The following is a 21563-nucleotide window of genomic DNA, read 5'->3' as shown; positions in this document are numbered from 1 at the left end:
GCGCCTGGTAAGCAGAGTTTTTGAAATGTAAGGCCTTTGAATAAGACAAAACGCTGCCTCATCGCTAACTTTGCAACAGTGCCGCTCAGTTGGCCCAGCGTATGGTGCAAGTTCTCGCCGTTTTCGACCATTCCCCAGGATGCGCCAAACTCGATATCCAGCCCCGTGTTGTTCCAGTAAATTTTTCGGCTGTTTAATTGATCAACCATATGCTGCAGCCGTTCAGCGGTTTCAGGCCCCAGCAATACAATGACCAGCTCGCTGCCTGGCAACTGGAAGAGCTTCTCATCTTTCTGCAACAGCGGCTGCAGGGAGGTGGTTACCCTACGTTTGCAATGCACCCGCATGAGAATGCCGTAGTGGCGGCTTAAAAATTCCAGGTTGTCCATCCGCAGGCAGCAGATTTTTGCATCCGGCTGAGCCTGAAGAAACTCTTCCAGCGCCCGAATATTCGGTAAACCGGTCAGCGGGTCGGTCAGCGCCCTGTCCTGCCAGTCCTGCTTCAACCAGTTGCTTCGCTGGTAGAGCCGCGACATGTAAAGCAGACAGATAGCGAAAGAGATCAGCACAGACAGGATAAAGGAGAGTGAATGCCCAGATTCGACGCCATTAAGGAAGTTGTAGTTATAGGTCAACAGCAGCAGAGCGGATGCAGCCCACAGTAAAGAGATGAGCGCATAGCTGAGGCGACTGATACCTAGCGTAAAGAGAATAAAAATGACTGGCATTAAATAGCCAGCAATAACCGGTGACTCAAATGGCGCACATAACACGGCAAGGGTGAAAATTAAAAAAGCCAGCCAGATGAATACATACAAAGATTTTTTGTGAAAAAACACTGGCTTCACGCTCCGCAGCCAAAAGGTTCTGACATAGCGGGGATTAATTATCATTCTTAATGGATAATAGAACATCATGGTGAAAATCAACGCTGCGCATATCAAGCTTTGAATATCAACGATGTTATAAATTACGGTGCCTTCGCCAAAGAATGTTGAGATAGTCACGGGAAAATCAAATAAAAAGCCAGCCAGATACATCAACCCTTTAATGCCTATCGGCACCATAAAGCCCAGCCAGAATATACGTTGCCCAATGTGTTTGTTCGGCACGCAGTGACGCCAGCGCTTGCCCAGTACAAGGCGCAGGACGCCACAGGCAGCAAAAACAGAAAACGTCTGACAGATCAATAATACTAAATATTGTAGTGGTGCTAAATTAATATTGTAGATGTTAGCAATAGTGAAACTTAAAAGAATGGGAATGATTGCCCGACGCCCAAATAACAAAATCACGGCCAGCATAACGCTTAACGGCAGCCATGCCAGATAAACATCATGACCATTTACTATAGCGCGTGGAGAGATATAACGGGAAAAGGGCACCGTAATCAAACACAGCGCCAGAGCAATCATAAATATCTTTACATTATTGTAAGTTTTTCTATTCATTAAGTTGGATAATCTGTTTTACCATGCAAATTATTGGCCGGACGGATAATAGGTTTATTAATTGCTCGAATCAAGTTGAAGTCCATTTATAGACTCGTTTATTGATTTGGATTGAGGCGAGGTATAGGAACGCTGCTAATTTGGCAACAAAAGAGGGTGAAGGTCGTTACAAAGACATAAAAAAAACCCCCGTCTTTCGACGAGGGTTCAAATTTTGGTGGAGCTAAGCGGGATCGAACCGCTGACCTCTTGCATGCCATGCAAGCGCTCTCCCAGCTGAGCTATAGCCCCACATGTTACTTTACTTACCCTACTCTGTTGGGTTCAGAGTTTGGTGGAGCTAAGCGGGATCGAACCGCTGACCTCTTGCATGCCATGCAAGCGCTCTCCCAGCTGAGCTATAGCCCCATCGTAAAGCTGTCATGTTGACGGGCGGCATAATATGAATTCCGCTGCGGAGTGTCAACGGCAAAATCATTCACTGCCGTTCAATCGCCGAAAAATCATGCAAATGAACCACTTTGCGAGCCGCCTCGCAGTCAGGAGTTAAGCCTGTCACGTTTTCACCTAAAACGGTGCTATAAAATGAACCGTTAATTGACCCCACAAATATTCAGGAAATTGTATGATCAAGGAACGAATGACGCCAGAAGAGTTAGCCCTCCTCACTGGCTATAGCCGCCAGACCATCAATAAATGGGTACGCAAAGAGGGTTGGATTACATCGCCAAAACCGGGAGTTCAGGGCGGGAAAGCGCGCCTGGTACATGTGAACGAGAAAGTGCGTGACTTTATCCGCAGCGCGCGCCGGGCAACGGAAACCGCAGATATGCCGGAAAATGCGTTGCAAAACGGTTCTCTGCACACATTACTTCTGACGCTGGCGAATGAAATGACGCCGGAAGAGCAAAAGCAGATGACATCGCTGTTACTGCGGGAAGGGATTACCGGATTGTTGCAACGTTTAGGGATTCGCGACCATAACTGATATGAAAAGATTACGCAGCAAAATGACCACGGAAGAGCTGGCGAACAGCCTGGGTGTTGCCCGGCAAACCGTTAACCGCTGGATTCGTCAGCAGGGCTGGAAAACCGAAGGGATCAATGGCGTGAAAGGGGGACGAGCGCGGCTGATCCATATTGATGCTCGGGTGAAGGAGCATATCATGAACCTCCCGGCCATTCGCAACCGTCAGGCGGTTTACCACCTGGCAGAAGCAACGATGCCCTATGGCGATCCTGCGTCGTCGAATCTGCTCGTGCAGATTGTCGACACGCTTGAAAACATGACGCAGCTGGAACAGGAACGACTGCATGTGTTGCTAAAACGCGAAGGCATCAGCGGTTTTCTTTCGCGCCTGGGTATTGCTGAATTACACGCATAAAAAAACGGCAGGTTACCCTGCCGTTTTTGCATCTCAGGCTGTTTTACTGCTGGTTTTCACGTTCAGCAATAAATCCCAGAGCCTTGTTAATGCGCGCCACGCTGCGAGACTTACCGATCGCGTGAACGGTAACATCCAGCGCCGGAGACTGACCCGCACCGGTCACCGCTACGCGCAGTGGCATACCTACTTTACCCATACCGACTTCCAGTTCGTCAGCGGTAGCCTGAATCGCATGATGCACATTCTCGGCGGTCCACTCAGTGATGGCAGCCAGTTTGTCACGTACCACTTCCAGTGGCTGACGCGCAACAGGACGCAGATGTTTCTTCGCGGCATCCGCATCGAACTCATCAAACTCTTCATAGAAATAGCGGCAGCTTTCGGCGATCTCTTTCAGCGTTTTGCAACGCTCGCCGAGCAGTTTCACCAGGTCCGCCAGCTCAGGGCCAGTACGGGTATCAATATTGGCCTGCTCAATGTGCCACTGCAGGTAAGTCGCCACATATTCCGGCGGCATGGTATTGATGTAGTGGTGGTTCAGCCACAGCAGCTTGTCAGTGTTAAATGCACTGGCGGATTTGCTCACAGAGTTCAGAGAGAACAGATCGATCATCTCTTCGCGGCTGAAAATTTCCTGATCACCATGAGCCCAGCCCAGACGCACCAGGTAGTTCAGCAGCGCTTCCGGCAGATAGCCGTCGTCGCGATACTGCATAACGCTGACCGCACCGTGACGTTTAGACAGCTTTTTACCGTCGTCACCGTTGATCATTGAAACGTGCGCATAGACCGGAACAGGGGCATTTAACGCTTTCAGGATGTTGATCTGGCGCGGGGTGTTATTGATATGGTCTTCGCCACGGATAACGTGGGTGATTTCCATGTCCCAGTCGTCAACCACCACGCAGAAGTTATAGGTTGGAGAACCGTCGGTACGGCGGATGATCAGATCATCCAGCTCCTGGTTGCTGAATTCGATTGGGCCACGGATCTGGTCGTCAAAAATAACAGAGCCGTCCTGTGGGTTAGCAAAACGCACCACGCAAGGTTCATCAGCGGCATGCTCGCTGTGGTCATGGCGGCAGCGGCCGTCGTAACGCGGCTTTTCGCCGTTCGCCATCTGCTCTTCACGTAGCGCATCCAGGCGCTCTTTAGAGCAATAGCATTTGTATGCCGTACCCGCGACCAGCATCTCGTCAATTACCGCGTTATAGCGGTCAAAACGTTTGGTCTGGAAGTAAGGACCTTCATCCCACTGCAGATTCAGCCAGTTCATCCCATCCATAATGGCTTCAATTGCTTCCGGCGTGGAGCGCTCGAGATCGGTGTCTTCAATACGCAGCACGAACTCACCTTTGTTGTGGCGTGCAAAAAGCCAGGAATAGAGAGCAGTACGTGCACCACCGACGTGCAGGTAGCCTGTCGGGCTGGGCGCGAAGCGAGTTTTGATTTTCATGAAATGGCCTTACGTTATAAAGATGCCGGCAATCGGCAAATCCTGGGGAAAAAACGATGGGCAATATTCTATCACTGTGCGGCAATTCCTCAATGTCGATCCCTTTATCGTGACCGAGTTTGCTGTTTTTGTTTAGAAATCATGCGCCACAGCCCATTTCACGATCGTTTTGTTTAATTTTACGACGAACGAATAAAAACTTTAGAAAATGCGTTGACTCATTTTCAACTCTCCCTATAATGCGACTCCACACAGCGGGGGTGATTAGCTCAGTTGGTAGAGCATCTCCTTTACACGGAGGGGGTCGGCGGTTCGAGCCCGTCATCACCCACCATCTACTTCACGTAGACTCGCAGTGTAGATAAGAATTGAGATTGGGCGATTAGCTCAGTTGGTAGAGCATCTCCTTTACACGGAGGGGGTCGGCGGTTCGAGCCCGTCATCGCCCACCATTCTCACCTTATCGCAGCAGTTCCGAAATGGGCGATTAGCTCAGTTGGTAGAGCATCTCCTTTACACGGAGGGGGTCGGCGGTTCGAGCCCGTCATCGCCCACCATTTCGGGTCGTTAGCTCAGTTGGTAGAGCAGTTGACTTTTAATCAATTGGTCGCAGGTTCGAATCCTGCACGACCCACCAATGTAAAAAAGCGCCCTAAAGGCGCTTTTTTGCTATCTGCGATATGGACGGTTCGAATCTTTTGCACAGAAACTTCCTGTAGCCGCTCCAGCTTGCCTAATGCCCTGCCAGATATAGCAGTTTTCCTCAAGCTCCCACCATCGGTGCCGATATCTCTGTTTTATGGTAAGAGGAAAGACTATGACGACCATTCAGACATCAACCCACCCTATTCAAACCAGTAACAGTGGTGGGAGTGCTTCCAGTGGCAACGATATTGCTGCCCAAATCAGCCGCATTACGGAGCAAATCACCAAACTAACTCAACAGCTAAAAGAGCTGCCAGAGAGTGCCGGCAGCCCGGAAGAGAAGAAAAAACAGCAGGAGCTCATTCAGGCACAGCTTAAAGTGCTGCAGACACAGCTTGCACAACTATTGCGCCAGCAGGCGGAAGAGGCCCAGAAGAAACAAGACCAGAAGCAGGGCAAAGTGGAAGGGGTAAACAACCCATCAGATGTCAATCAGATCGATATTTACATCTAATCATCTGCAGCATTAAACAGTGGGTCGCGTATGCGGGCTTCGGTTAACCGTTGCGCCTGGATACGCACCACTTCCCAGATAGCCTGTGCCGCCCCCGAAAGAGAACGATTTTTTCGTCGAACCAGCATCAGCTTTCTGTCAACCACCGGGGTCAACCGTCTTACAGCCAGCCGGCTCCCCTGTGGCAACGGCAGCGCCAGGGCAGGCAATACGCTGATCCCAATGCCTGCCTCAACCATAGGAAACAGCGTAGCCGGGTGACCAATCTCCTGCACGATGGTTGCTTTTACCCCCTGAGCATTCAGCGCGGAGTCAATCAATGGACGGCTGCCCGATGCATAATCCTGTAATACCAGTTTCGCGCCCTGCAGCGTCTGCCAGCTGACATGAGGCAGCATTGCCAGCGGATCGTCGTCCCGACAGAGCAGCAAAAAAGGCTCAGAAAGCACAATCTCACACTCCAGGTCACTCACCTGGCCGGGATCGATGACGATGCCAAAATCCACATCGCCCTGGCGGATGCTCTCCAGCACCCACTGTTGCGGCCTGTCGTGCAGCACAAAATCGATATCCGGATAGCGCTGGTTACCCTCAGCAATACACTGCGGAATAAGATGCGCCGAAATCGTCTGGCTTGCTGCCACCCGTACGGTGCCAGAAAGCTGCTGCCCCAGTCTCCCGACATCCCTGAGCGTGCTGTTCAGTTCATCCAGTAACCGCTCCAGTCGCAGTGCCAGCTGCTGTCCGGCTTCGGTTAATACCACTTCACGCGTGGTGCGGTCGAGTAGACGCACACCTGTCTGGAGTTCTAGTTCTTTCACACTGTGGCTGACGGCCGACTGGCTCAGGCCAATGATCTCCCCTGCCCGGCTGAAGCTGCGGGCATGGGCCACGGTGACAAAAACGCGAAGCTGACGTAAGGAATAATTCATCTGTTTAATTCATGAATAGATGCAATAAATCAATTTTATTTCTCAAAGGGAACAAAGCACAATAGCGACATCTGTTTTCAGGAGTCATTATGAAACTATTTCGTATTCTTGATCCGTTTACACTTACCCTGGTCGTCACCGTTTTACTGGCCTCCTTCCTCCCCGCACGCGGCGGTTTTGTGCCATTCTTTGAAGGACTCACTACCGCGGCCATCGCGCTGCTGTTCTTTATGCACGGCGCCAAACTCTCCCGCGAAGCCATTATCGCAGGGGGAAGCCACTGGCGACTGCACCTGTGGGTCATGTGCAGCACCTTTATTCTTTTCCCAATACTCGGCGTGCTGTTTGCGTGGTGGGCTCCGGTCAATGTTGACCCGGCGCTCTATACCGGTTTCCTCTACCTCTGTATTTTGCCAGCCACCGTCCAGTCCGCGATTGCCTTTACTTCGCTGGCAGGCGGCAACGTCGCGGCCGCTGTCTGCTCGGCATCGGCATCAAGCCTGTTAGGGATTTTCGTCTCGCCGCTGCTGGTTGGCCTGCTGATGAATATGCACGGTGCAGGCGGTAATCTGGAGCAGGTCGGGAAAATCTGTCTGCAGCTGCTTCTGCCATTTGTCCTTGGTCATCTTTCTCGTCCGTGGACGGGGGCGTTTGTGGCGAAGCACAAGAAATGGATCTCAAAAACCGATCAGACGTCGATCCTGCTGGTGGTTTACTCCGCCTTCAGCGAAGCCGTGGTGAATGGTATCTGGCATAAGGTGGGCGCAGGCTCGCTGCTGTTTATCGTAGTGGTCAGTATCGTCCTGCTGGCGATTGTCATTGCGGTAAACGTCTTTGTGGCACGCAAGTGCGGCTTCAACAAAGCAGACGAAATCACCATTGTGTTCTGCGGCTCGAAGAAGAGCCTGGCAAACGGCATCCCGATGGCCAACATTCTGTTCCCGACCTCGGTGATTGGGATGATGGTACTGCCGCTGATGATTTTCCATCAGATCCAGTTGATGGTCTGTGCGGTACTGGCGCGTCGTTATAAACGTCAGACGGAAAAACTGGCGCAGGAAGAGACCCGCGCCGCGAAGGCTTAAGGACGTTTCAGGGGCTGAACCAGCTGGGTCAGCCCCTCGGTTTTAATCAGTAGCGTGATGGCCATTAGCTCGCCCAGGCGTCCCGCCGGGAATTCATCCTTTCGGGCAAACCACAGCAGATACTCTTCCGGCAAATCAATCAGCCTGCGGCCCTTATATTTACCGAACGGCATCTCTGTATTGGCGATCTCGACGAGCTGCTCTTTTTCCACGTTACTCTCCCAACAGACGCATCATTTCTGCTTCATCGATTACCTCAATCCCGAGCTCCTGCGCTTTTGCAAGCTTGGAACCGGCGGCTTCCCCGGCGATCACCAGATCCGTTTTCTTCGACACGCTGCCCGCCACTTTTGCCCCCAGCGCCACCAGACGCGCCTTCGCATCATCCCGTGAAAGCTGGCTGAGACTGCCGGTCAGTACTACCGTTTTACCGGCAAACGGGCTGTCGATCTCTTCGGCATTGACGACGACTGGCGCAGGCCATTTAATGCCCTGCTCCAGCAGTTTTCCGATGACGTCGCGGTTGCTCTCTTCGGCAAAGAAGTTAAAGACGTGCGTGGCTACCACAATGCCGACATCAGGCACTTTTTGCAGCTCCTCAATGCTCGCTTTCTCCAGCGCGTCCAGCGTGCCAAAGTACGCCGCCAGACCTGCTGCGGTGGCTTCCCCAACCTCACGAATACCAAGCGCATAGAGGAAACGGGCAAACGTGGTCTCTTTGGCGGCTTCCAGCGCATTCACCACATTCTGAGCCGACTTCGGCCCCATGCGGTCAAGCCCGGTCAGCTTACCCGCCGTCAGTTTGAAAAGATCCGCAGGCGTGTGGACATACTCTTTCTCAACCAGCTGGTCGATAATTTTGTCGCCCATGCCGTCAACGTCCATTGCCCGTCGGGAAACGAAGTGCTTGAGTGACTCTTTACGCTGCGCGCCACAGATTAATCCCCCGGTACAGCGAGCCACCGCTTCGCCTTCCACACGCTCTACGTCTGAGCCACATACCGGGCAATGCGTCGGAAACACGATGGCGCGCGTATCATCAGGGCGCTCTGACTGAACCACGTTGACGACCTGCGGGATCACATCTCCCGCCCGGCGAATCACCACTTTGTCACCAATACGCAGGCCAAGACGATCGATTTCATCCGCGTTATGCAGCGTGGCGTTGCTCACCATCACACCGGCCACGTGTACTGGCTCCAGACGCGCAACCGGCGTGATGGCTCCCGTACGACCCACCTGGAACTCCACATCGCGGACAAAGGTCATCTGCTCCTGGGCCGGGAATTTAAACGCCACAGCCCAGCGTGGTGCTCGCGCCACAAAGCCTAGCTGCTCCTGAAGCGCAAGCGAGTTAACCTTGATCACCACACCATCGATATCAAAACCGAGCGTCGGGCGGTCTTCTTCAACCTTGCGATAAAACGCAAGAACCGCCTCCGGTGAGTCGCAAAGCTGCACGCGGTTGCTGACCGGCAAGCCCCACGCTTTAAACTGCAGCAAACGCCCGAGGTGGGTGTCCGGCAGCTCCCCTCCTTCCAGAATACCGACGCCATAGCAGAAGAAAGTAAGCGGTCGCTTCGCGGTAATACGCGGGTCCAGCTGGCGTAAAGAGCCTGCCGCCGCGTTGCGCGGGTTCGCAAACACCTTCCCACCAGTGCGACGCGCCTCTTCGTTGATTTTCTCGAAGCCCGCCTGCGGCAGGAAAACTTCACCGCGCACTTCCAGACGAGCAGGAATATTGTCGCCGTGCAACTTCAGCGGGATCGCGCGGATGGTACGCACGTTGGTGGTGATGTCTTCCCCGGTGGTGCCATCACCGCGCGTTGCGGCACGGACCAGCACGCCGTTTTCGTAGAGGATGCTGACGGCCAGGCCATCCAGCTTCAGCTCACAGCACCAGGTCAGGGCGTCGCTGCTTTTGAGTCGATCCTGCACACGCTTATTAAAGGCGAGAAAGCTCTCTTCATCGAAGACGTTATCCAGAGAGAGCATCGGCACTTCATGACGTACCTGGCTGAACGCACCTAGCGGTTCAGCGCCGACACGTTGGGTTGGGGAGTCCGGGGTGATCAACTCCGGGTGCTGCGCCTCTAAATCGCGCAGTTCACGCATCAGGCGATCGTACTCCGCATCCGGCACTTCCGGTGCGTCCATCACATGATAAAGATATTCATGATGGCGAAGCGTGGTTCGCAGTTCAGTGATTTGTTGTTCGATTGAGTCCATATCGCACCATCAATGAGAAAAAACCCCCGACAGGCGGGGGTTGAGGAGGAGTTGAAGAAAACGCGTCGATTACGCGTTGGCTTCCTTAACTTCGCGGATGCGGTCCTGATACTCGCGCAGTTTCTGCGGCGTCATCATGCGACGCTGGTCGTCGAGCACCACACCACCCACTTCGTCAGCGATGTGCTGAGCGGACTGCAGCATCAGCTTAAAGTTTTGCAGTTCGTCACCGTAAGACGGAACCTGCATAAAGATCGTCACGCCCGGCGTCACGAAATCGCCCGTCATTTCAGGGTCGAAGGTGCCAGGGTTAACCATGTTGGCCAGGCTAAACAACGCCGGGCCGCTACCGTCCGGGCTCAGGTGGCGATGGAAAATATTCATGTCGCCAAACTTGAAGCCAGCCTGTTGAATACTGTTAAGCAGCACGTCACCGTTCAGATGGCTGCCGTGATGGGCGGCCACGTTCATGATGATCACCGCTTCTTTACGCTGCGGTTTTTCAACAACCGGTTCTGGCTCTACAACGGGCTCTGGCTCAACCTGCGGTGCCGGAGCCAGCTGGGGTGCAGGCTGCGCTTGAACAGGCTGTTGCGGCGGTTGCTGTACCGGCTGAGCAGGCTGCTGGTGTACAGGCTGCTGCACGGGTTGCTGTGGAACCGGCTGCGGCGCAGCTGGCTGCTGTTGAACAGGCTGCTGCGGCGGCTGACGCACCGGCTCTTCCACAGGCTGCGGCGCAGGCTGGCGCGGCTGTGCAGAAGCATACGGCGGTTGATACTGGTGCTGCGCAGTACGGGGGGCTTCATGCTCCCCATGAGCCGCGCCGGGCGCAGTATTGACCCGATGAACACGAACTTCACCCACGCCGTCGTCATCGCGCTCGTCGATGTCATATTCACTTTCATCGTCGTCACGACTGGACTTCATGCGCTTCAGTGGGCGATCGCGAAACATAGAAGAACGCTCTTTACGGCTGGTCCAGAAACCATGTACCAGTAAAGCGATTATGGCGATCGCGCCAACAATGATTAATATCAGACGCAAATCCTGCATCATTATATTCTCTGTTGTTCTAACACCTTGCCACCACGGCAAACATTTACTCACTAAGAGTATTTGCCGTTTACGTCAAGTGCAAGTGTGTGCAGAGCATTCACAGCATAAAGATGAACTAAATCGTGCTTTTTGCTGTTTTTTCGAACATTTCCGAACTGGTCATTGGTCCGTAACTGGATAATATAGGCGGGCAATTCCACTGGTTGTGAAAAAAGGAGTACAGCCTGGTTATGGTTTCAACATCTTCTTCTCCCCCACGCAGCGGCGTCTGGTATTTTTCTCAGGGCTGGAAACTGGTCTCCCTGCCGGGTATTCGACGTTTCGTCATTCTGCCCTTGCTGATCAACATTATTCTTATGGGCGGCGCCTTCTGGTGGCTTTTCACGAAGCTTGAAAGCTGGGTCCCGGCCATGATGAGTTATGTACCTGACTGGCTGCAGTGGCTAAGCTATCTGTTGTGGCCACTCGCGGTGATTTCTGTGCTGTTGGTGTTCGGCTATTTCTTCTCAACGATTGCCAACTGGATTGCCGCGCCGTTTAACGGCCTGCTGGCGGAACAGCTCGAAGCGCGTCTGACAGGTGCCACGCCACCGGACACGGGCGTGCTGGGGATCATGAAAGATATTCCGCGCATAATGAAGCGCGAATGGCAAAAATTCGCCTGGTATCTCCCCCGTGCAATTGTACTGCTTCTCCTTTATCTGGTGCCCGGTATCGGCCAGACGGTGGCGCCTGTGCTGTGGTTCCTGTTCAGCGCCTGGATGCTGGCTATTCAGTACTGCGACTACCCGTTTGATAACCACAAGGTGCCCTTCAAAGAGATGCGTACCGCGCTGCGCACGCAGAAAGTGGCCAATATGCAGTTTGGCGCGCTTACCAGCCTGTTCACCCTGATCCCCTTCCTTAATCTTTTCATCATGCCCGTTGCGGTGTGCGGCGCAACGGCAATGTGGGTCGACTGCTACCGTGCTAAGCACGCGTTATGGAAGTAATGCAAAAATGTGTAAACAAGGGATGGCTTATGCTATCCCTTATTCCATACTGATCCCCATTATTTCCTTGCAGTATATAGATATGCGAATTCCTTACTTCCCCCTACCTGCTTAGCAGGTATGCTGGGTCGGTATCCCAATTTCATACAGTTAAGGACAGGCCATGAGTAAGATTTATGAAGACAACTCGCTGACTATCGGTCATACGCCCCTGGTTCGACTGAACCGTATCGGTAATGGACGCATTCTGGCGAAGGTCGAATCCCGCAACCCGAGCTTCAGCGTAAAATGCCGTATCGGTGCAAATATGATTTGGGATGCCGAAAAACGTGGCGTGCTCAAGCCAGGCGTTGAGCTGGTGGAGCCTACCAGCGGCAACACCGGTATTGCGCTGGCCTATGTGGCTGCGGCGCGTGGCTATAAGCTGACGCTGACCATGCCTGAAACCATGAGCATCGAACGCCGCAAGCTGCTCAAAGCGCTGGGCGCAAACCTGGTGTTGACCGAAGGCGCGAAAGGCATGAAAGGTGCCATTCAGAAAGCCGAAGAGATTGTTGCCAGCGATCCGGCGAAATACCTGCTGCTTCAGCAGTTCAGCAACCCGGCAAACCCGGAAATCCACGAGAAAACCACCGGGCCTGAAATCTGGGAAGATACCGATGGCCAGGTTGATGTGTTTATCTCCGGCGTGGGTACCGGCGGTACGCTGACCGGTGTGTCACGCTATATTAAAGGCACGAAAGGTAAAAAAGACCTGATCACCGTGGCCGTTGAGCCGACCGACTCGCCGGTTATCACCCAGGCGCTGGCGGGTGAAGAGCTCAAGCCGGGCCCGCACAAGATTCAGGGTATCGGCGCAGGCTTTATTCCGGGTAACCTGGATCTGAAGCTTATCGATAAAGTCGTCACGATCACGAACGAAGAAGCCATCTCGACGGCACGCCGCCTGATGGATGAAGAAGGTATTCTGGCCGGTATCTCTTCCGGTGCGGCCGTTGCGGCGGCGCTCAAACTTCAGGAAGATGAGTCCTTTACCAACAAGAATATTGTGGTTATCCTACCTTCGTCAGGTGAGCGTTACTTAAGCACTGCACTGTTTGCCGATCTGTTTACCGAGAAAGAACTGCAACAGTAATGCCAGCATGTTAATAACGCGTAAAAAAGCACCTTTTTAGGTGCTTTTTTGTGGCCTGCTTCAAAGTTTTACCCCTCCTGGCATTGATTCACCCCGTTGGGTCTGGTATTTAAACCAGCAATTATTTTGATGCGTGAAATTAATCAGCGAACGAAATACCCTTGCTGAATCGATTTTATGATTTGGTTCAAGTCTTGCTTTCGCTGCATAATGTTTAATGACGATCGAAACGTCAGCGCTAACAATACAGGCTAAAGTTCAGTCGCCAGGCTAGACTTTAGTTCCACAACACTAAACCTATAAGTTGGGGAAATACAATGTTCCAGCAAGAAGTTACCATTACCGCTCCGAACGGTCTGCACACCCGCCCTGCTGCTCAGTTTGTTAAAGAAGCGAAAGGCTTCACTTCTGAAATCACTGTGACTTCCAACGGCAAAAGCGCTAGCGCAAAAAGCCTGTTCAAACTGCAGACTCTGGGCCTGACTCAGGGCACCGTTGTCACTATCTCTGCTGAAGGTGAAGACGAGCAGAAAGCAGTTGAGCATCTGGTAAAACTGATGGCTGAGCTCGAGTAAGTTTCCGGGTTCTTTTAAATATCAGTCACAAGTAAGGTAGGGTTATGATTTCAGGCATTTTAGCATCCCCGGGTATCGCTTTCGGCAAAGCATTGCTGCTGAAAGAAGACGAGATCGTCATCGACCGGAAAAAAATTTCTGCCGACAAGGTTGATCAGGAAGTTGAACGTTTTCTGAGCGGTCGTGCCAAGGCATCTGCGCAACTGGAAGCAATCAAAACTAAAGCTGGCGAAACTTTCGGTGAAGAAAAAGAAGCTATCTTCGAAGGGCACATCATGCTGCTCGAAGATGAGGAGCTGGAGCAGGAAATCATAGCCCTGATTAAAGATAAAGGCATGACGGCCGACGCGGCTGCGCATGAAGTTATCGAAGGTCAGGCATCTGCCCTGGAAGAGCTGGACGATGAATACCTGAAAGAGCGTGCGGCTGACGTACGTGACATCGGTAAGCGCCTGCTGCGCAACATCCTGGGTCTGGCCATCATCGATCTGAGCGCGATTCAGGACGAAGTGATCCTGGTTGCCGCTGATCTGACCCCGTCTGAAACCGCACAGCTGAACCTGAACAAGGTGCTGGGTTTCATCACCGACGCCGGTGGCCGTACCTCCCACACCTCAATCATGGCGCGTTCTCTGGAACTGCCTGCCATCGTGGGTACCGGTAACGTCACCACTCAGGTGAAAAACGACGACTATCTGATTCTGGATGCCGTAAACAACGTGGTTTACGTCAACCCAACTAACGATGTGATCGAGCAACTGCGTACCGTTCAGGAGCAGGTTGCCACCGAGAAAGCGGAACTCGCTAAACTGAAAGACCTGCCAGCCATCACGCTGGACGGCCATCAGGTAGAAGTGTGCGCTAACATCGGTACCGTACGCGACGTCGATGGCGCTGAGCGCAACGGCGCGGAAGGTGTGGGTCTGTATCGTACTGAATTCCTGTTCATGGACCGTGACGCCCTGCCAACTGAAGAAGAGCAGTTTGCGGCGTACAAAGCGGTGGCTGAAGCCTGTGGCTCTCAGGCCGTTATCGTCCGTACCATGGACATCGGTGGCGACAAAGAGCTGCCGTACATGAACTTCCCGAAAGAAGAGAACCCATTCCTGGGCTGGCGTGCAGTGCGTATCGCCATGGATCGTAAAGAGATCCTGCGTGACCAGGTGCGTGCGATTCTGCGTGCCTCTGCTTTCGGTAAGCTGCGCATTATGTTCCCGATGATCATCTCTGTTGAAGAAGTGCGTGCACTGAAGAAAGAGATCGAGATCTACAAACAGGAACTGCGTGACGAAGGTAAAGCATTTGACGAGTCAATTGAGATCGGCGTAATGGTGGAAACACCAGCAGCCGCGACCATTGCGCGTCATTTAGCCAAAGAAGTTGATTTCTTTAGTATCGGCACCAATGATTTAACGCAGTACACCCTGGCAGTTGACCGTGGTAATGATATGATTTCACATCTCTACCAGCCAATGTCACCGTCCGTACTGAACTTGATCAAGCAAGTTATTGATGCTTCTCATGCAGAAGGTAAATGGACTGGCATGTGTGGTGAGCTTGCAGGCGACGAACGTGCTACACTTCTGTTGCTGGGTATGGGTCTGGACGAATTCTCTATGAGCGCCATTTCCATCCCGCGCATTAAGAAGATTATCCGTAACACGAACTTCGAAGATGCGAAGGTGTTAGCAGAGCAGGCTCTTGCTCAACCGACAACGGACGAGTTAATGACGCTGGTTAACAAGTTCATTGAAGAAAAAACAATCTGCTAATCCACGAGATGCGGCCCAAATTACTGCTTAGGAGAAGATCATGGGTTTGTTCGATAAACTGAAATCTCTGGTTTCTGATGATAAGAAAGACTCCGGAACTATTGAGATTGTTGCTCCGCTCTCCGGCGAGATCGTCAACATCGAAGACGTGCCGGATGTAGTGTTTGCTGAGAAAATCGTTGGTGATGGCATTGCTATCAAACCAACTGGCAACAAAATGGTTGCTCCAGTTGACGGCACCATCGGTAAAATTTTTGAAACCAACCATGCGTTCTCTATCGAATCTGATAGCGGTATCGAACTGTTCGTTCACTTCGGTATCGACACCGTTGAACTGAAAGGCGAAGGCTTCAAACGTATCGCAGAAGAAGGCCAGCGTGTTAAAGTTGGCGACCCGGTGATTGAATTCGATCTGCCACTGCTGGAAGAAAAAGCCAAGTCTACCCTGACGCCGGTTGTTATCTCCAACATGGACGAAATCAAAGAGCTGATCAAACTGTCTGGCAGCGTCACCGTGGGTGAAACCCCGGTTATCCGCATCAAGAAGTAATTCTTGCCGCACAGAAAAATGGCGCCTTCGGGCGCCATTTTTGTTTATGCGGGGAGGATAAGCTCGTCGTAACCTTTCGACTGCGTATAGATCATCACGTCAGTCACCCGATCGCCTGCCATGCGTATGGCGTCAGCAACGGTTTTTCCCCCCACGATACCGCTGACCAGTTCTGAACAGAACAGATCGCCCGTTCCTTTCAGATCCGTCTCGACGCGCGGGTGCGCGCTTACGGTAACGCCCTCTTTACTCACCAGCACGACGTGAATATTCTGCGGGTCGTCGGCCACTGGCGCACTGGTTATCGCCACCCATTTCAGCGTATCGGAAAGCAGCCCCTGCGCGGCGGCGATGGCGCTCTCTGGCGTGCGGCACGGTTTACCGCTTAACACTTCCAGTTCGAATACGTTGGGCGTAATGCCCTGCGCCAGCGGCAGCAGATGCTCACGATACGCCTCAGGAATATCAGGTTTAACGTACATACCGCTGTCGATATCCCCGATCACCGGGTCAACCAGCACCAGCAGTTCCGGGTGCTGCACTTTGATCGCCTTCAGCCACTGCGCCAGCAGAACAATCTGGCTGGCGCTGCCCATGTAGCCCGTGGTGACCGCCTTAAGCTCGCGCAGGATCTCGCGCTCTTCCAGCGCCTTCAGGTAGCCGCTGAACCACTCATCGGGGATCACCCCGCCGTAAAAGGTGTCATAGTGCGGCGTGTTGCTGAACAGCACCGTCGGCACGGCGGTCACGTTAAGCCGGTGGGTACGAATATTGGGTACCGCAATGCTGTTCCCCACGCTGCCGTACACCACCTGCGACTGCACCGCGACAATATCGGTTTGCTGCGCCCGGGTCTTATCCCGGAATAAAATCATCTCCATGACGCTTAAATCCCCGCCCCCTGCGAATAACTCTCTTCGCCAAAGACGCCGGTAGACAGATAACGATCGCCGCGATCGCAGATAATCGCCACCACCACTGCACCAGGGTTCTCCTGCGCCACACGCATCGCACCTGCTACCGCGCCACCCGAGCTAACCCCGCAGAAGATGCCTTCGCGTACCGCCAGCTCGCGCATGGTATTTTCCGCCTCGCGCTGATGAATATCCAGCACCTGATCCACCAGCTGAGCATTAAAAATGCCCGGCATGTATTCCGCAGGCCAGCGACGAATACCCGGAATGCTGCTCCCCTCTTCCGGCTGCAGGCCGACAATGGCGACCGGTTTTTCCTGCTCGCGCAGAAAACGCGACACGCCGGTGATGGTGCCGGTGGTGCCCATGCTGGAGACAAAATGGGTGATACGCCCGTCGGTTTGTTGCCAGATTTCCGGGCCAGTGGTCGTGTAGTGGGCGTAGGGATTATCCGGATTATTGAACTGATCCAGCAGTTTGCCTTCACCGCGCTCAGCCATCGCCAGCGCCAGGTCGCGCGCCCCTTCCATTCCCTGCTCTTTGGTCACCAGTATCAGTTCAGCACCGTAAGCCCGCATCGCGGCGCGGCGCTCCTGACTCATGTTGTCCGGCATCAGCAGCTTCATGCGGTAGCCTTTCAGCGCGGCAATCATCGCCAGCGCAATGCCGGTATTCCCGCTGGTGGCCTCAATGAGCACGTCGCCTGGCTTAATTTCACCGCGCTTCTCAGCCTGGACAATCATCGACAGCGCCGCGCGGTCTTTGACTGACCCCGCCGGGTTATTGCCTTCGAGTTTGACCCAGATTTCGCTGCCGTTGTCAGGCCCCATGCGCTGAAGCTTGACCAGTGGAGTGTTGCCGATGGTGTGTTCGAGTGTATTCACGATTTTTACTCAATAAAAAAGCCGGGTGGCGCTTCGCTTACCCGGCCTACAAGACGCAGTTTTAGCTGTAGGCCCGGTCAGCGCAGCGCCACCGGGCGATAAACATCCTAATAACCTATCAGGCTGACTCCGCCAGAGCAATATCCTCGCGCGTCTCGATGCGCTGGTTACCGTGATAAATACGGGCATGCTGTAGCCCCACAAACAGGCGTTCACCCCGGTGTGGCGCCTCTTCATCGCGCATCACCACCGTCAGCGGCTCGGTATACCAGCCCAGCGGTTGTACCACCATTTGTGTGTAGTGACCTTTAGGGCTAGCTTCCAGTACCTGCACCGGCAGTGGTGAATCCAGGCTGGTACGACGGCTGACATCCACTTCCCACGGGCGCAGGAACAGATCCACCGGCCCCTGATGGGCAGGCGTGTATCCCAGCGGCCAGCGGTGTGCCCCGACGTGGAATTGTCCGCCGCGTACGGTGCCCTGCAGACGGTTAACTTCGCCCATAAACTCCAGGACAAAACGGGTGGCAGGTTCACGCCAGAGCTGCTCTGGCTCGTCCACCTGCTCGATGTTCCCCTGGCTCATGACCACCACGCGGTCCGCGACTTCCATCGCCTCTTCCTGGTCGTGGGTGACGAAGACGCTGGTGAATTTCAGCTCTTCATGCAGCTGACGCAGCCAGCGGCGCAGCTCTTTACGCACCTGCGCATCCAGCGCGCCAAACGGCTCATCAAGCAGCAGTATTTGTGGCTCCACGGCCAGCGCGCGCGCCAGTGCGACACGCTGTTTCTGGCCGCCCGAAAGCTGCGCCGGGAAACGGTCAGCCAGGTGGGCCAGCTGCACCATTTCCAGCAGTTTGGTCACTTTCGCTTTGATGGTAGCCGCATCCGGGCGTTCGCGACGCGGCAGCACGGTCAGGCCAAACGCAATGTTGTCGAACACCGTCATGTGGCGAAACAGCGCGTAATGCTGGAACACGAAGCCGACTTTACGATCGCGGGCATGCAGGCGGCTCACGTCGGTGCCGTGAAAACGGATATGTCCGCTGGTCTGATGTTCAAGACCGGCGATGATACGCAGCAGCGTGGTTTTACCCGAACCAGACGGCCCCAGCAGCGCCACCATTTGTCCGGAAGGGATATCCAGCGAGATATCATTCAGCACCTGGGTGCGACCAAAAGACTTCTTAATATTGGCAATCTCAATGCTCATGATTTCCCTCCTGATGCTGACGTTTTTCCTGATTTTCTAAACGCCACTGCACCACACTCTTCAAAAACAGGGTCAAAATAGCCATCAGCGTCAGCAACGCTGCGGCGGTAAAGGAGCCGATGGTGTTATAGTCCTGCTGCAGCAGTTCAATCTGTAACGGCAGCGACAGGGTTTCACCTCGAATGGAACCGGATACAACCGACACCGCCCCAAACTCGCCGATTGCGCGGGCGTTGGTCAGCACCACCCCATAGAGCAGTGCCCAGCGAATATTCGGCAGCGTGACGCGGCGGAACATCTGCCAGCCTGACGCGCCCAGCAGCACAGCCGCTTCGTCTTCGTTGCTCCCCTGGCTTAACATCACCGGTACCAGTTCGCGTACCACAAACGGACAGGTTACAAAGATAGTCACCAGCACCATACCCGGCCAGGCAAACATCACCTGCAGGTTGTGCTCATCCAGCCAGCCGCCCAGCGGGCCGTTAGAGCCGTAAAAGAGCAGGTAAACCAGACCCGCCACCACCGGTGAGACGGCGAACGGGATATCCAGCAGCGTCAGCAGCATCTGACGCCCCGGGAAGGTAAAGCGCGTCACCAGCCAGGCCAGCAGCGTACCGAATACCAGGTTGACCGGCACGGTGATCAGCGCAATCAGCACCGTCAGCCAAATGGCGTGCAGCATATCCGGGTCCGCCAGGTTTTCCAGCGCGGGCATAATCCCTTTGCTGAACGCCTGCACGAAAATATAGATTGTCGGTACCACGAGGATGAGAGCAGAAACCAGCACGCCCGTACCAATCAAAAACCATTTACCCCAGTTGATGCGGGGCGCATCGTATCGCTTCAATTGAGTAACTTCCGCCATCAGTGACCTACCACACGTCGACCAAAGCGACTTTGCAGAGTGTTGATTGTGTAGAGCAGCAGCAACGATGCGGCAAGAATGACCGAGGCAATGGCGCTCGCTGCCGGGTAATCAAACTCCTGCAAACGGATAAAAATCATCAGCGACGTCACTTCCGTTTTCCACGCAATATTACCGGCGATAAAAATGACCGCACCGAACTCGCCGAGGCTACGGGTAAACGACAGCGCCACTCCCGCCATCAGTGCCGGGGAAAGCTCAGGCAGGACAACTTTACGGAAGCTCTGCCAGCGCGTAGCCCCCAGCGTTTCTGCCGCCTCTTCATATTCCGGGCCTAACTCTTCCAGCACCGGCTGTACGGTACGCACCACGAACGGAATGCTGGTAAAGGCCATCGCCACCGCGATACCGAGCCAGGTATAGGTCACTTTGATGTCAAATTTCGCCAGCCACTCGCCGTACAGACCGTTTACAGAGAAAAGTGACGCCAGCGTCAAACCGGCAACTGCCGTCGGCAGTGCAAACGGTAAATCCATTAACGCGTCGAGCAGCGTGCGGCCCGGAAAACGATAGCGGGTTAAAATCCACGCCATCAGCAGGCCAAACACGCCGTTAAAAAGCGAGGCCACAAACGCCGACAGCAGCGTCACTTTATAGGCCGCTACGACCTGTGGGTTGGTGACCACTTCCCAGTACTGGGACCAGCTCATCTGCGCAAGCTGCATCACCAGCGCGCTGAGCGGCAACAACAAAATCAGGCAGACGAACAGCAGGCTGGTTCCGAGGCTTAAGGTAAACCCCGGCAGCACGCGTTTAGTCGAGAGGGCAAACATTACTTACGCCCCGCCGCCAGCAATTTGTCTAATTCACCGCCGCTGGCAAAATGCGTTTTCATCACCTCAGGCCAGGAGCCGAAATGATCCTCCACGCGGAACAGCGCGGTCTGGGGGAATTTATCTTTCAGTTTGTTCATCACGTCAGGGTTGTTCACGCGATAATAGTAATCAGTAATGATGGTCTGCGCCTGTGGGCTGTACAGGTAGTTGAGATAGGCTTTTGCCGCTTTCTCAGTGCCGTTTGCCTGCACGTTTTTATCCACCCACGCCACCGGGAACTCGGCCAGGATGTTGGTTTTCGGGATAACGACTTCAAAGCCCTGCGCTTCATACTGTTTGCGGATGTTGTTCACTTCCGATTCAAAGCTAATCAGCACATCGCCCAGACCGCGTTCTGCGAAAGTCGTGGTTGCTCCGCGACCGCCGGTATCAAACACTTCGACGTTTTTCAGGAACTGGGTCATGAACTGCTCGGTTTTGGCTTTATCGTTACCGTCAGCCTTGTCCGCCGCGCCCCACGCCGCTAAATAGGTATAACGCGCGTTGCCGGAGGTTTTTGGGTTCGGGAAAATCAGCTTTACGTCAGAACGAACCAGATCGCTCCAGTCGTGGATATTCTTCGGATTGCCTTTACGCACCAGGAAGCCCATGGTGGAGTAGAACGGCGAGCTGTTGTTTGGTAAACGGCTCTGCCAGTCGGCCGGGATGAGCTTGCCTTTGTCATGCAGGATCTGCACATCGGTCACCTGGTTATAGGTCACCACGTCCGCTTTCAACCCCTGGAGGATCGCCAGCGCCTGTTTGGACGAACCGGCGTGAGACTGTTTAATGGTCAGCTTGTCGCCGTTATTGTCTTTCGCCCACTGCTGCTCAAACGGCGGGTTAAGGGCGGCAAACAGCTCGCGGGAGACGTCATATGAACTGTTCAGCAGCTCAGTCGCCTGCGCCTGTGCCACCAGCAGTAAACCTGCCAGTGCCAGGGATCCTTTTTTCAGTACAGTAACGGCCATTGCGCACCCTTATAAATGTGATGACTATCTTATTGTCATAATATTTATAACGAGGTCGAAA

General features: G+C 53.8%; 21 protein-coding genes and 6 tRNA genes. 13 read left to right on the top strand and 14 right to left on the bottom strand.

Features of this window, described 5'->3' with window-relative positions:
- The 3 genes from AX755_RS10580 to AX755_RS10570 all read right to left on the bottom strand — a co-directional run.
- The coding region (locus AX755_RS10580; RefSeq protein ID WP_331710273.1) for an MASE1 domain-containing protein at window positions 1-1451 on the bottom strand (1451 nt) is incomplete at its 3' end.
- A 215-nt stretch (window positions 1452-1666) separates the two neighbouring features.
- Window positions 1667-1742 (bottom strand) — tRNA-Ala (locus tag AX755_RS10575).
- Window positions 1743-1783: 41 nt separating this feature from the next.
- Window positions 1784-1859: transfer RNA gene (locus AX755_RS10570), tRNA-Ala, on the bottom strand.
- A 217-nt stretch (window positions 1860-2076) separates the two neighbouring features.
- On the opposite strand from AX755_RS10570, the gene AX755_RS10565 reads away from it, so the two are divergent.
- Window positions 2077-2439 carry a YfeC-like transcriptional regulator gene (locus AX755_RS10565; protein ID WP_020690601.1) on the top strand — a complete coding sequence of 121 codons (363 nt, stop codon included), beginning with the start codon at window positions 2077-2079 and terminating at the stop codon, window positions 2437-2439.
- 1 nt (window position 2440) lies between these two features.
- Window positions 2441-2836: a YfeC-like transcriptional regulator gene (locus AX755_RS10560; protein ID WP_038420304.1), complete on the top strand. Its 396-nt coding sequence runs from the start codon at window positions 2441-2443 to the stop codon at window positions 2834-2836.
- 43 nt (window positions 2837-2879) lie between these two features.
- Here AX755_RS10560 and gltX read toward each other — a convergent pair whose 3' ends face one another.
- A complete protein-coding gene (gene gltX / locus AX755_RS10555; protein ID WP_040022334.1) occupies window positions 2880-4295 on the bottom strand; it encodes a glutamate--tRNA ligase in 1416 nt (471 codons plus the stop codon).
- A gap of 258 nt (window positions 4296-4553) precedes the next feature.
- On the opposite strand from gltX, the gene AX755_RS10550 reads away from it, so the two are divergent.
- From AX755_RS10550 to AX755_RS10530, 5 genes are all read left to right on the top strand, one after another.
- A tRNA-Val gene (locus tag AX755_RS10550) sits at window positions 4554-4629 on the top strand.
- A gap of 42 nt (window positions 4630-4671) precedes the next feature.
- A tRNA-Val gene (locus AX755_RS10545) sits at window positions 4672-4747 on the top strand.
- Window positions 4748-4776: 29 nt separating this feature from the next.
- A tRNA-Val gene (locus AX755_RS10540) sits at window positions 4777-4852 on the top strand.
- A gap of 4 nt (window positions 4853-4856) precedes the next feature.
- Window positions 4857-4932: transfer RNA gene (locus AX755_RS10535), tRNA-Lys, on the top strand.
- A 180-nt stretch (window positions 4933-5112) separates the two neighbouring features.
- Complete coding sequence (locus tag AX755_RS10530) at window positions 5113-5454, top strand: FlxA-like family protein (protein ID WP_013098192.1); 342 nt, start codon at window positions 5113-5115, stop codon at window positions 5452-5454.
- On the opposite strand, the gene AX755_RS10525 is transcribed toward AX755_RS10530, so the two are convergent.
- Window positions 5451-6386 carry a LysR family transcriptional regulator gene (locus AX755_RS10525; protein WP_013098193.1) on the bottom strand — a complete coding sequence of 312 codons (936 nt, stop codon included), beginning with the start codon at window positions 6384-6386 and terminating at the stop codon, window positions 5451-5453. The two genes, AX755_RS10530 and AX755_RS10525, sit on opposite strands and share 4 nt — an antisense overlap.
- Window positions 6387-6475: 89 nt before the next feature.
- On the opposite strand from AX755_RS10525, the gene AX755_RS10520 reads away from it, so the two are divergent.
- On the top strand, window positions 6476-7471 hold the full coding sequence (locus AX755_RS10520) for a bile acid:sodium symporter family protein (RefSeq protein WP_062856732.1): 996 nt from the start codon (window positions 6476-6478) through the stop codon (window positions 7469-7471).
- On the opposite strand, the gene AX755_RS10515 is transcribed toward AX755_RS10520, so the two are convergent.
- From AX755_RS10515 to zipA, 3 genes are all read right to left on the bottom strand, one after another.
- Window positions 7468-7683 (bottom strand): DUF3820 family protein, encoded by a 216-nt coding sequence (locus AX755_RS10515; protein ID WP_003861328.1) that lies wholly within the window; start codon window positions 7681-7683, stop codon window positions 7468-7470. The two genes, AX755_RS10520 and AX755_RS10515, sit on opposite strands and share 4 nt — an antisense overlap.
- Before the next feature lies 1 nt (window position 7684).
- A complete protein-coding gene (gene ligA, locus AX755_RS10510; protein ID WP_062856731.1) occupies window positions 7685-9700 on the bottom strand; it encodes an NAD-dependent DNA ligase LigA in 2016 nt (671 codons plus the stop codon).
- 69 nt (window positions 9701-9769) lie between these two features.
- Window positions 9770-10756: a cell division protein ZipA gene (gene zipA / locus AX755_RS10505; RefSeq protein WP_062856730.1), complete on the bottom strand. Its 987-nt coding sequence runs from the start codon at window positions 10754-10756 to the stop codon at window positions 9770-9772.
- A gap of 230 nt (window positions 10757-10986) precedes the next feature.
- Here zipA and cysZ point away from each other — a divergent pair, with 230 nt between their 5' ends.
- From cysZ to crr, 5 genes are all read left to right on the top strand, one after another.
- Window positions 10987-11748 (top strand): sulfate transporter CysZ, encoded by a 762-nt coding sequence (cysZ, locus tag AX755_RS10500; RefSeq protein WP_013098197.1) that lies wholly within the window; start codon window positions 10987-10989, stop codon window positions 11746-11748.
- Between the two features lie 163 nt (window positions 11749-11911).
- On the top strand, window positions 11912-12883 hold the full coding sequence (cysK, locus tag AX755_RS10495) for a cysteine synthase A (protein WP_013098198.1): 972 nt from the start codon (window positions 11912-11914) through the stop codon (window positions 12881-12883).
- A gap of 317 nt (window positions 12884-13200) precedes the next feature.
- Window positions 13201-13458, top strand: coding sequence for a phosphocarrier protein Hpr (ptsH, locus tag AX755_RS10490; RefSeq protein ID WP_000487600.1), 258 nt, complete (start codon window positions 13201-13203; stop codon window positions 13456-13458).
- Between the two features lie 44 nt (window positions 13459-13502).
- Window positions 13503-15230: a phosphoenolpyruvate-protein phosphotransferase PtsI gene (ptsI, locus tag AX755_RS10485; protein ID WP_013098199.1), complete on the top strand. Its 1728-nt coding sequence runs from the start codon at window positions 13503-13505 to the stop codon at window positions 15228-15230.
- 40 nt (window positions 15231-15270) lie between these two features.
- Window positions 15271-15780, top strand: a complete 510-nt coding sequence (crr, locus tag AX755_RS10480) for a PTS glucose transporter subunit IIA (RefSeq protein WP_003861316.1) — start codon at window positions 15271-15273, stop codon at window positions 15778-15780.
- 44 nt (window positions 15781-15824) lie between these two features.
- On the opposite strand, the gene pdxK is transcribed toward crr, so the two are convergent.
- From pdxK to cysP, 6 genes are all read right to left on the bottom strand, one after another.
- Window positions 15825-16661: a pyridoxine/pyridoxal/pyridoxamine kinase gene (pdxK, locus tag AX755_RS10475; RefSeq protein WP_038420313.1), complete on the bottom strand. Its 837-nt coding sequence runs from the start codon at window positions 16659-16661 to the stop codon at window positions 15825-15827.
- Between the two features lie 5 nt (window positions 16662-16666).
- Window positions 16667-17578 carry a cysteine synthase CysM gene (gene cysM, locus AX755_RS10470; protein WP_013098201.1) on the bottom strand — a complete coding sequence of 304 codons (912 nt, stop codon included), beginning with the start codon at window positions 17576-17578 and terminating at the stop codon, window positions 16667-16669.
- 118 nt (window positions 17579-17696) lie between these two features.
- Window positions 17697-18791: a sulfate/thiosulfate ABC transporter ATP-binding protein CysA gene (gene cysA, locus AX755_RS10465; protein ID WP_013098202.1), complete on the bottom strand. Its 1095-nt coding sequence runs from the start codon at window positions 18789-18791 to the stop codon at window positions 17697-17699.
- A complete protein-coding gene (gene cysW / locus AX755_RS10460; RefSeq protein WP_013098203.1) occupies window positions 18781-19656 on the bottom strand; it encodes a sulfate/thiosulfate ABC transporter permease CysW in 876 nt (291 codons plus the stop codon). The genes cysA and cysW overlap by 11 nt, the downstream gene beginning before the upstream one ends.
- The gene (cysT, locus tag AX755_RS10455) at window positions 19656-20489 is read right to left on the bottom strand and encodes a sulfate/thiosulfate ABC transporter permease CysT (RefSeq protein ID WP_013098204.1); all 834 of its coding nucleotides are present in this window, start codon (window positions 20487-20489) and stop codon (window positions 19656-19658) included. The genes cysW and cysT overlap by 1 nt, the downstream gene beginning before the upstream one ends.
- Window positions 20489-21502, bottom strand: a complete 1014-nt coding sequence (gene cysP / locus AX755_RS10450) for a thiosulfate/sulfate ABC transporter substrate-binding protein CysP (protein WP_013098205.1) — start codon at window positions 21500-21502, stop codon at window positions 20489-20491. The genes cysT and cysP overlap by 1 nt, the downstream gene beginning before the upstream one ends.
- Window positions 21503-21563 lie beyond the last annotated feature (61 nt).

Source organism: Enterobacter sp. SENG-6 (assembly GCF_001605945.1).
In the GTDB taxonomy this organism is placed as follows: Bacteria; Pseudomonadota; Gammaproteobacteria; order Enterobacterales; family Enterobacteriaceae; genus Enterobacter; species Enterobacter cloacae.
The sequence above is the reverse complement of the archived record's forward strand: the minus strand, read 5'-3'. Positions and strand labels throughout refer to the sequence as shown.

Bases quoted from the DNA above. Each gene is read 5' to 3' on its own strand.
- AX755_RS10565 (WP_020690601.1), top strand. From the start codon at position 2,077: ATGATCAAGGAACGAATGACGCCAGAAGAGTTAGCCCTCCTCACTGGC.
- AX755_RS10560 (WP_038420304.1), top strand. From the start codon at position 2,441: ATGAAAAGATTACGCAGCAAAATGACCACGGAAGAGCTGGCGAACAGC.
- gltX (WP_040022334.1), bottom strand. From the start codon at position 4,295: ATGAAAATCAAAACTCGCTTCGCGCCCAGCCCGACAGGCTACCTGCAC.
- AX755_RS10530 (WP_013098192.1), top strand. From the start codon at position 5,113: ATGACGACCATTCAGACATCAACCCACCCTATTCAAACCAGTAACAGT.
- AX755_RS10525 (WP_013098193.1), bottom strand. From the start codon at position 6,386: ATGAATTATTCCTTACGTCAGCTTCGCGTTTTTGTCACCGTGGCCCAT.
- AX755_RS10520 (WP_062856732.1), top strand. From the start codon at position 6,476: ATGAAACTATTTCGTATTCTTGATCCGTTTACACTTACCCTGGTCGTC.
- ligA (WP_062856731.1), bottom strand. From the start codon at position 9,700: ATGGACTCAATCGAACAACAAATCACTGAACTGCGAACCACGCTTCGC.
- zipA (WP_062856730.1), bottom strand. From the start codon at position 10,756: ATGATGCAGGATTTGCGTCTGATATTAATCATTGTTGGCGCGATCGCC.
- cysZ (WP_013098197.1), top strand. From the start codon at position 10,987: ATGGTTTCAACATCTTCTTCTCCCCCACGCAGCGGCGTCTGGTATTTT.
- cysK (WP_013098198.1), top strand. From the start codon at position 11,912: ATGAGTAAGATTTATGAAGACAACTCGCTGACTATCGGTCATACGCCC.
- ptsH (WP_000487600.1), top strand. From the start codon at position 13,201: ATGTTCCAGCAAGAAGTTACCATTACCGCTCCGAACGGTCTGCACACC.
- ptsI (WP_013098199.1), top strand. From the start codon at position 13,503: ATGATTTCAGGCATTTTAGCATCCCCGGGTATCGCTTTCGGCAAAGCA.
- crr (WP_003861316.1), top strand. From the start codon at position 15,271: ATGGGTTTGTTCGATAAACTGAAATCTCTGGTTTCTGATGATAAGAAA.
- pdxK (WP_038420313.1), bottom strand. From the start codon at position 16,661: ATGGAGATGATTTTATTCCGGGATAAGACCCGGGCGCAGCAAACCGAT.
- cysA (WP_013098202.1), bottom strand. From the start codon at position 18,791: ATGAGCATTGAGATTGCCAATATTAAGAAGTCTTTTGGTCGCACCCAG.
- cysW (WP_013098203.1), bottom strand. From the start codon at position 19,656: ATGGCGGAAGTTACTCAATTGAAGCGATACGATGCGCCCCGCATCAAC.
- cysT (WP_013098204.1), bottom strand. From the start codon at position 20,489: ATGTTTGCCCTCTCGACTAAACGCGTGCTGCCGGGGTTTACCTTAAGC.
- cysP (WP_013098205.1), bottom strand. From the start codon at position 21,502: ATGGCCGTTACTGTACTGAAAAAAGGATCCCTGGCACTGGCAGGTTTA.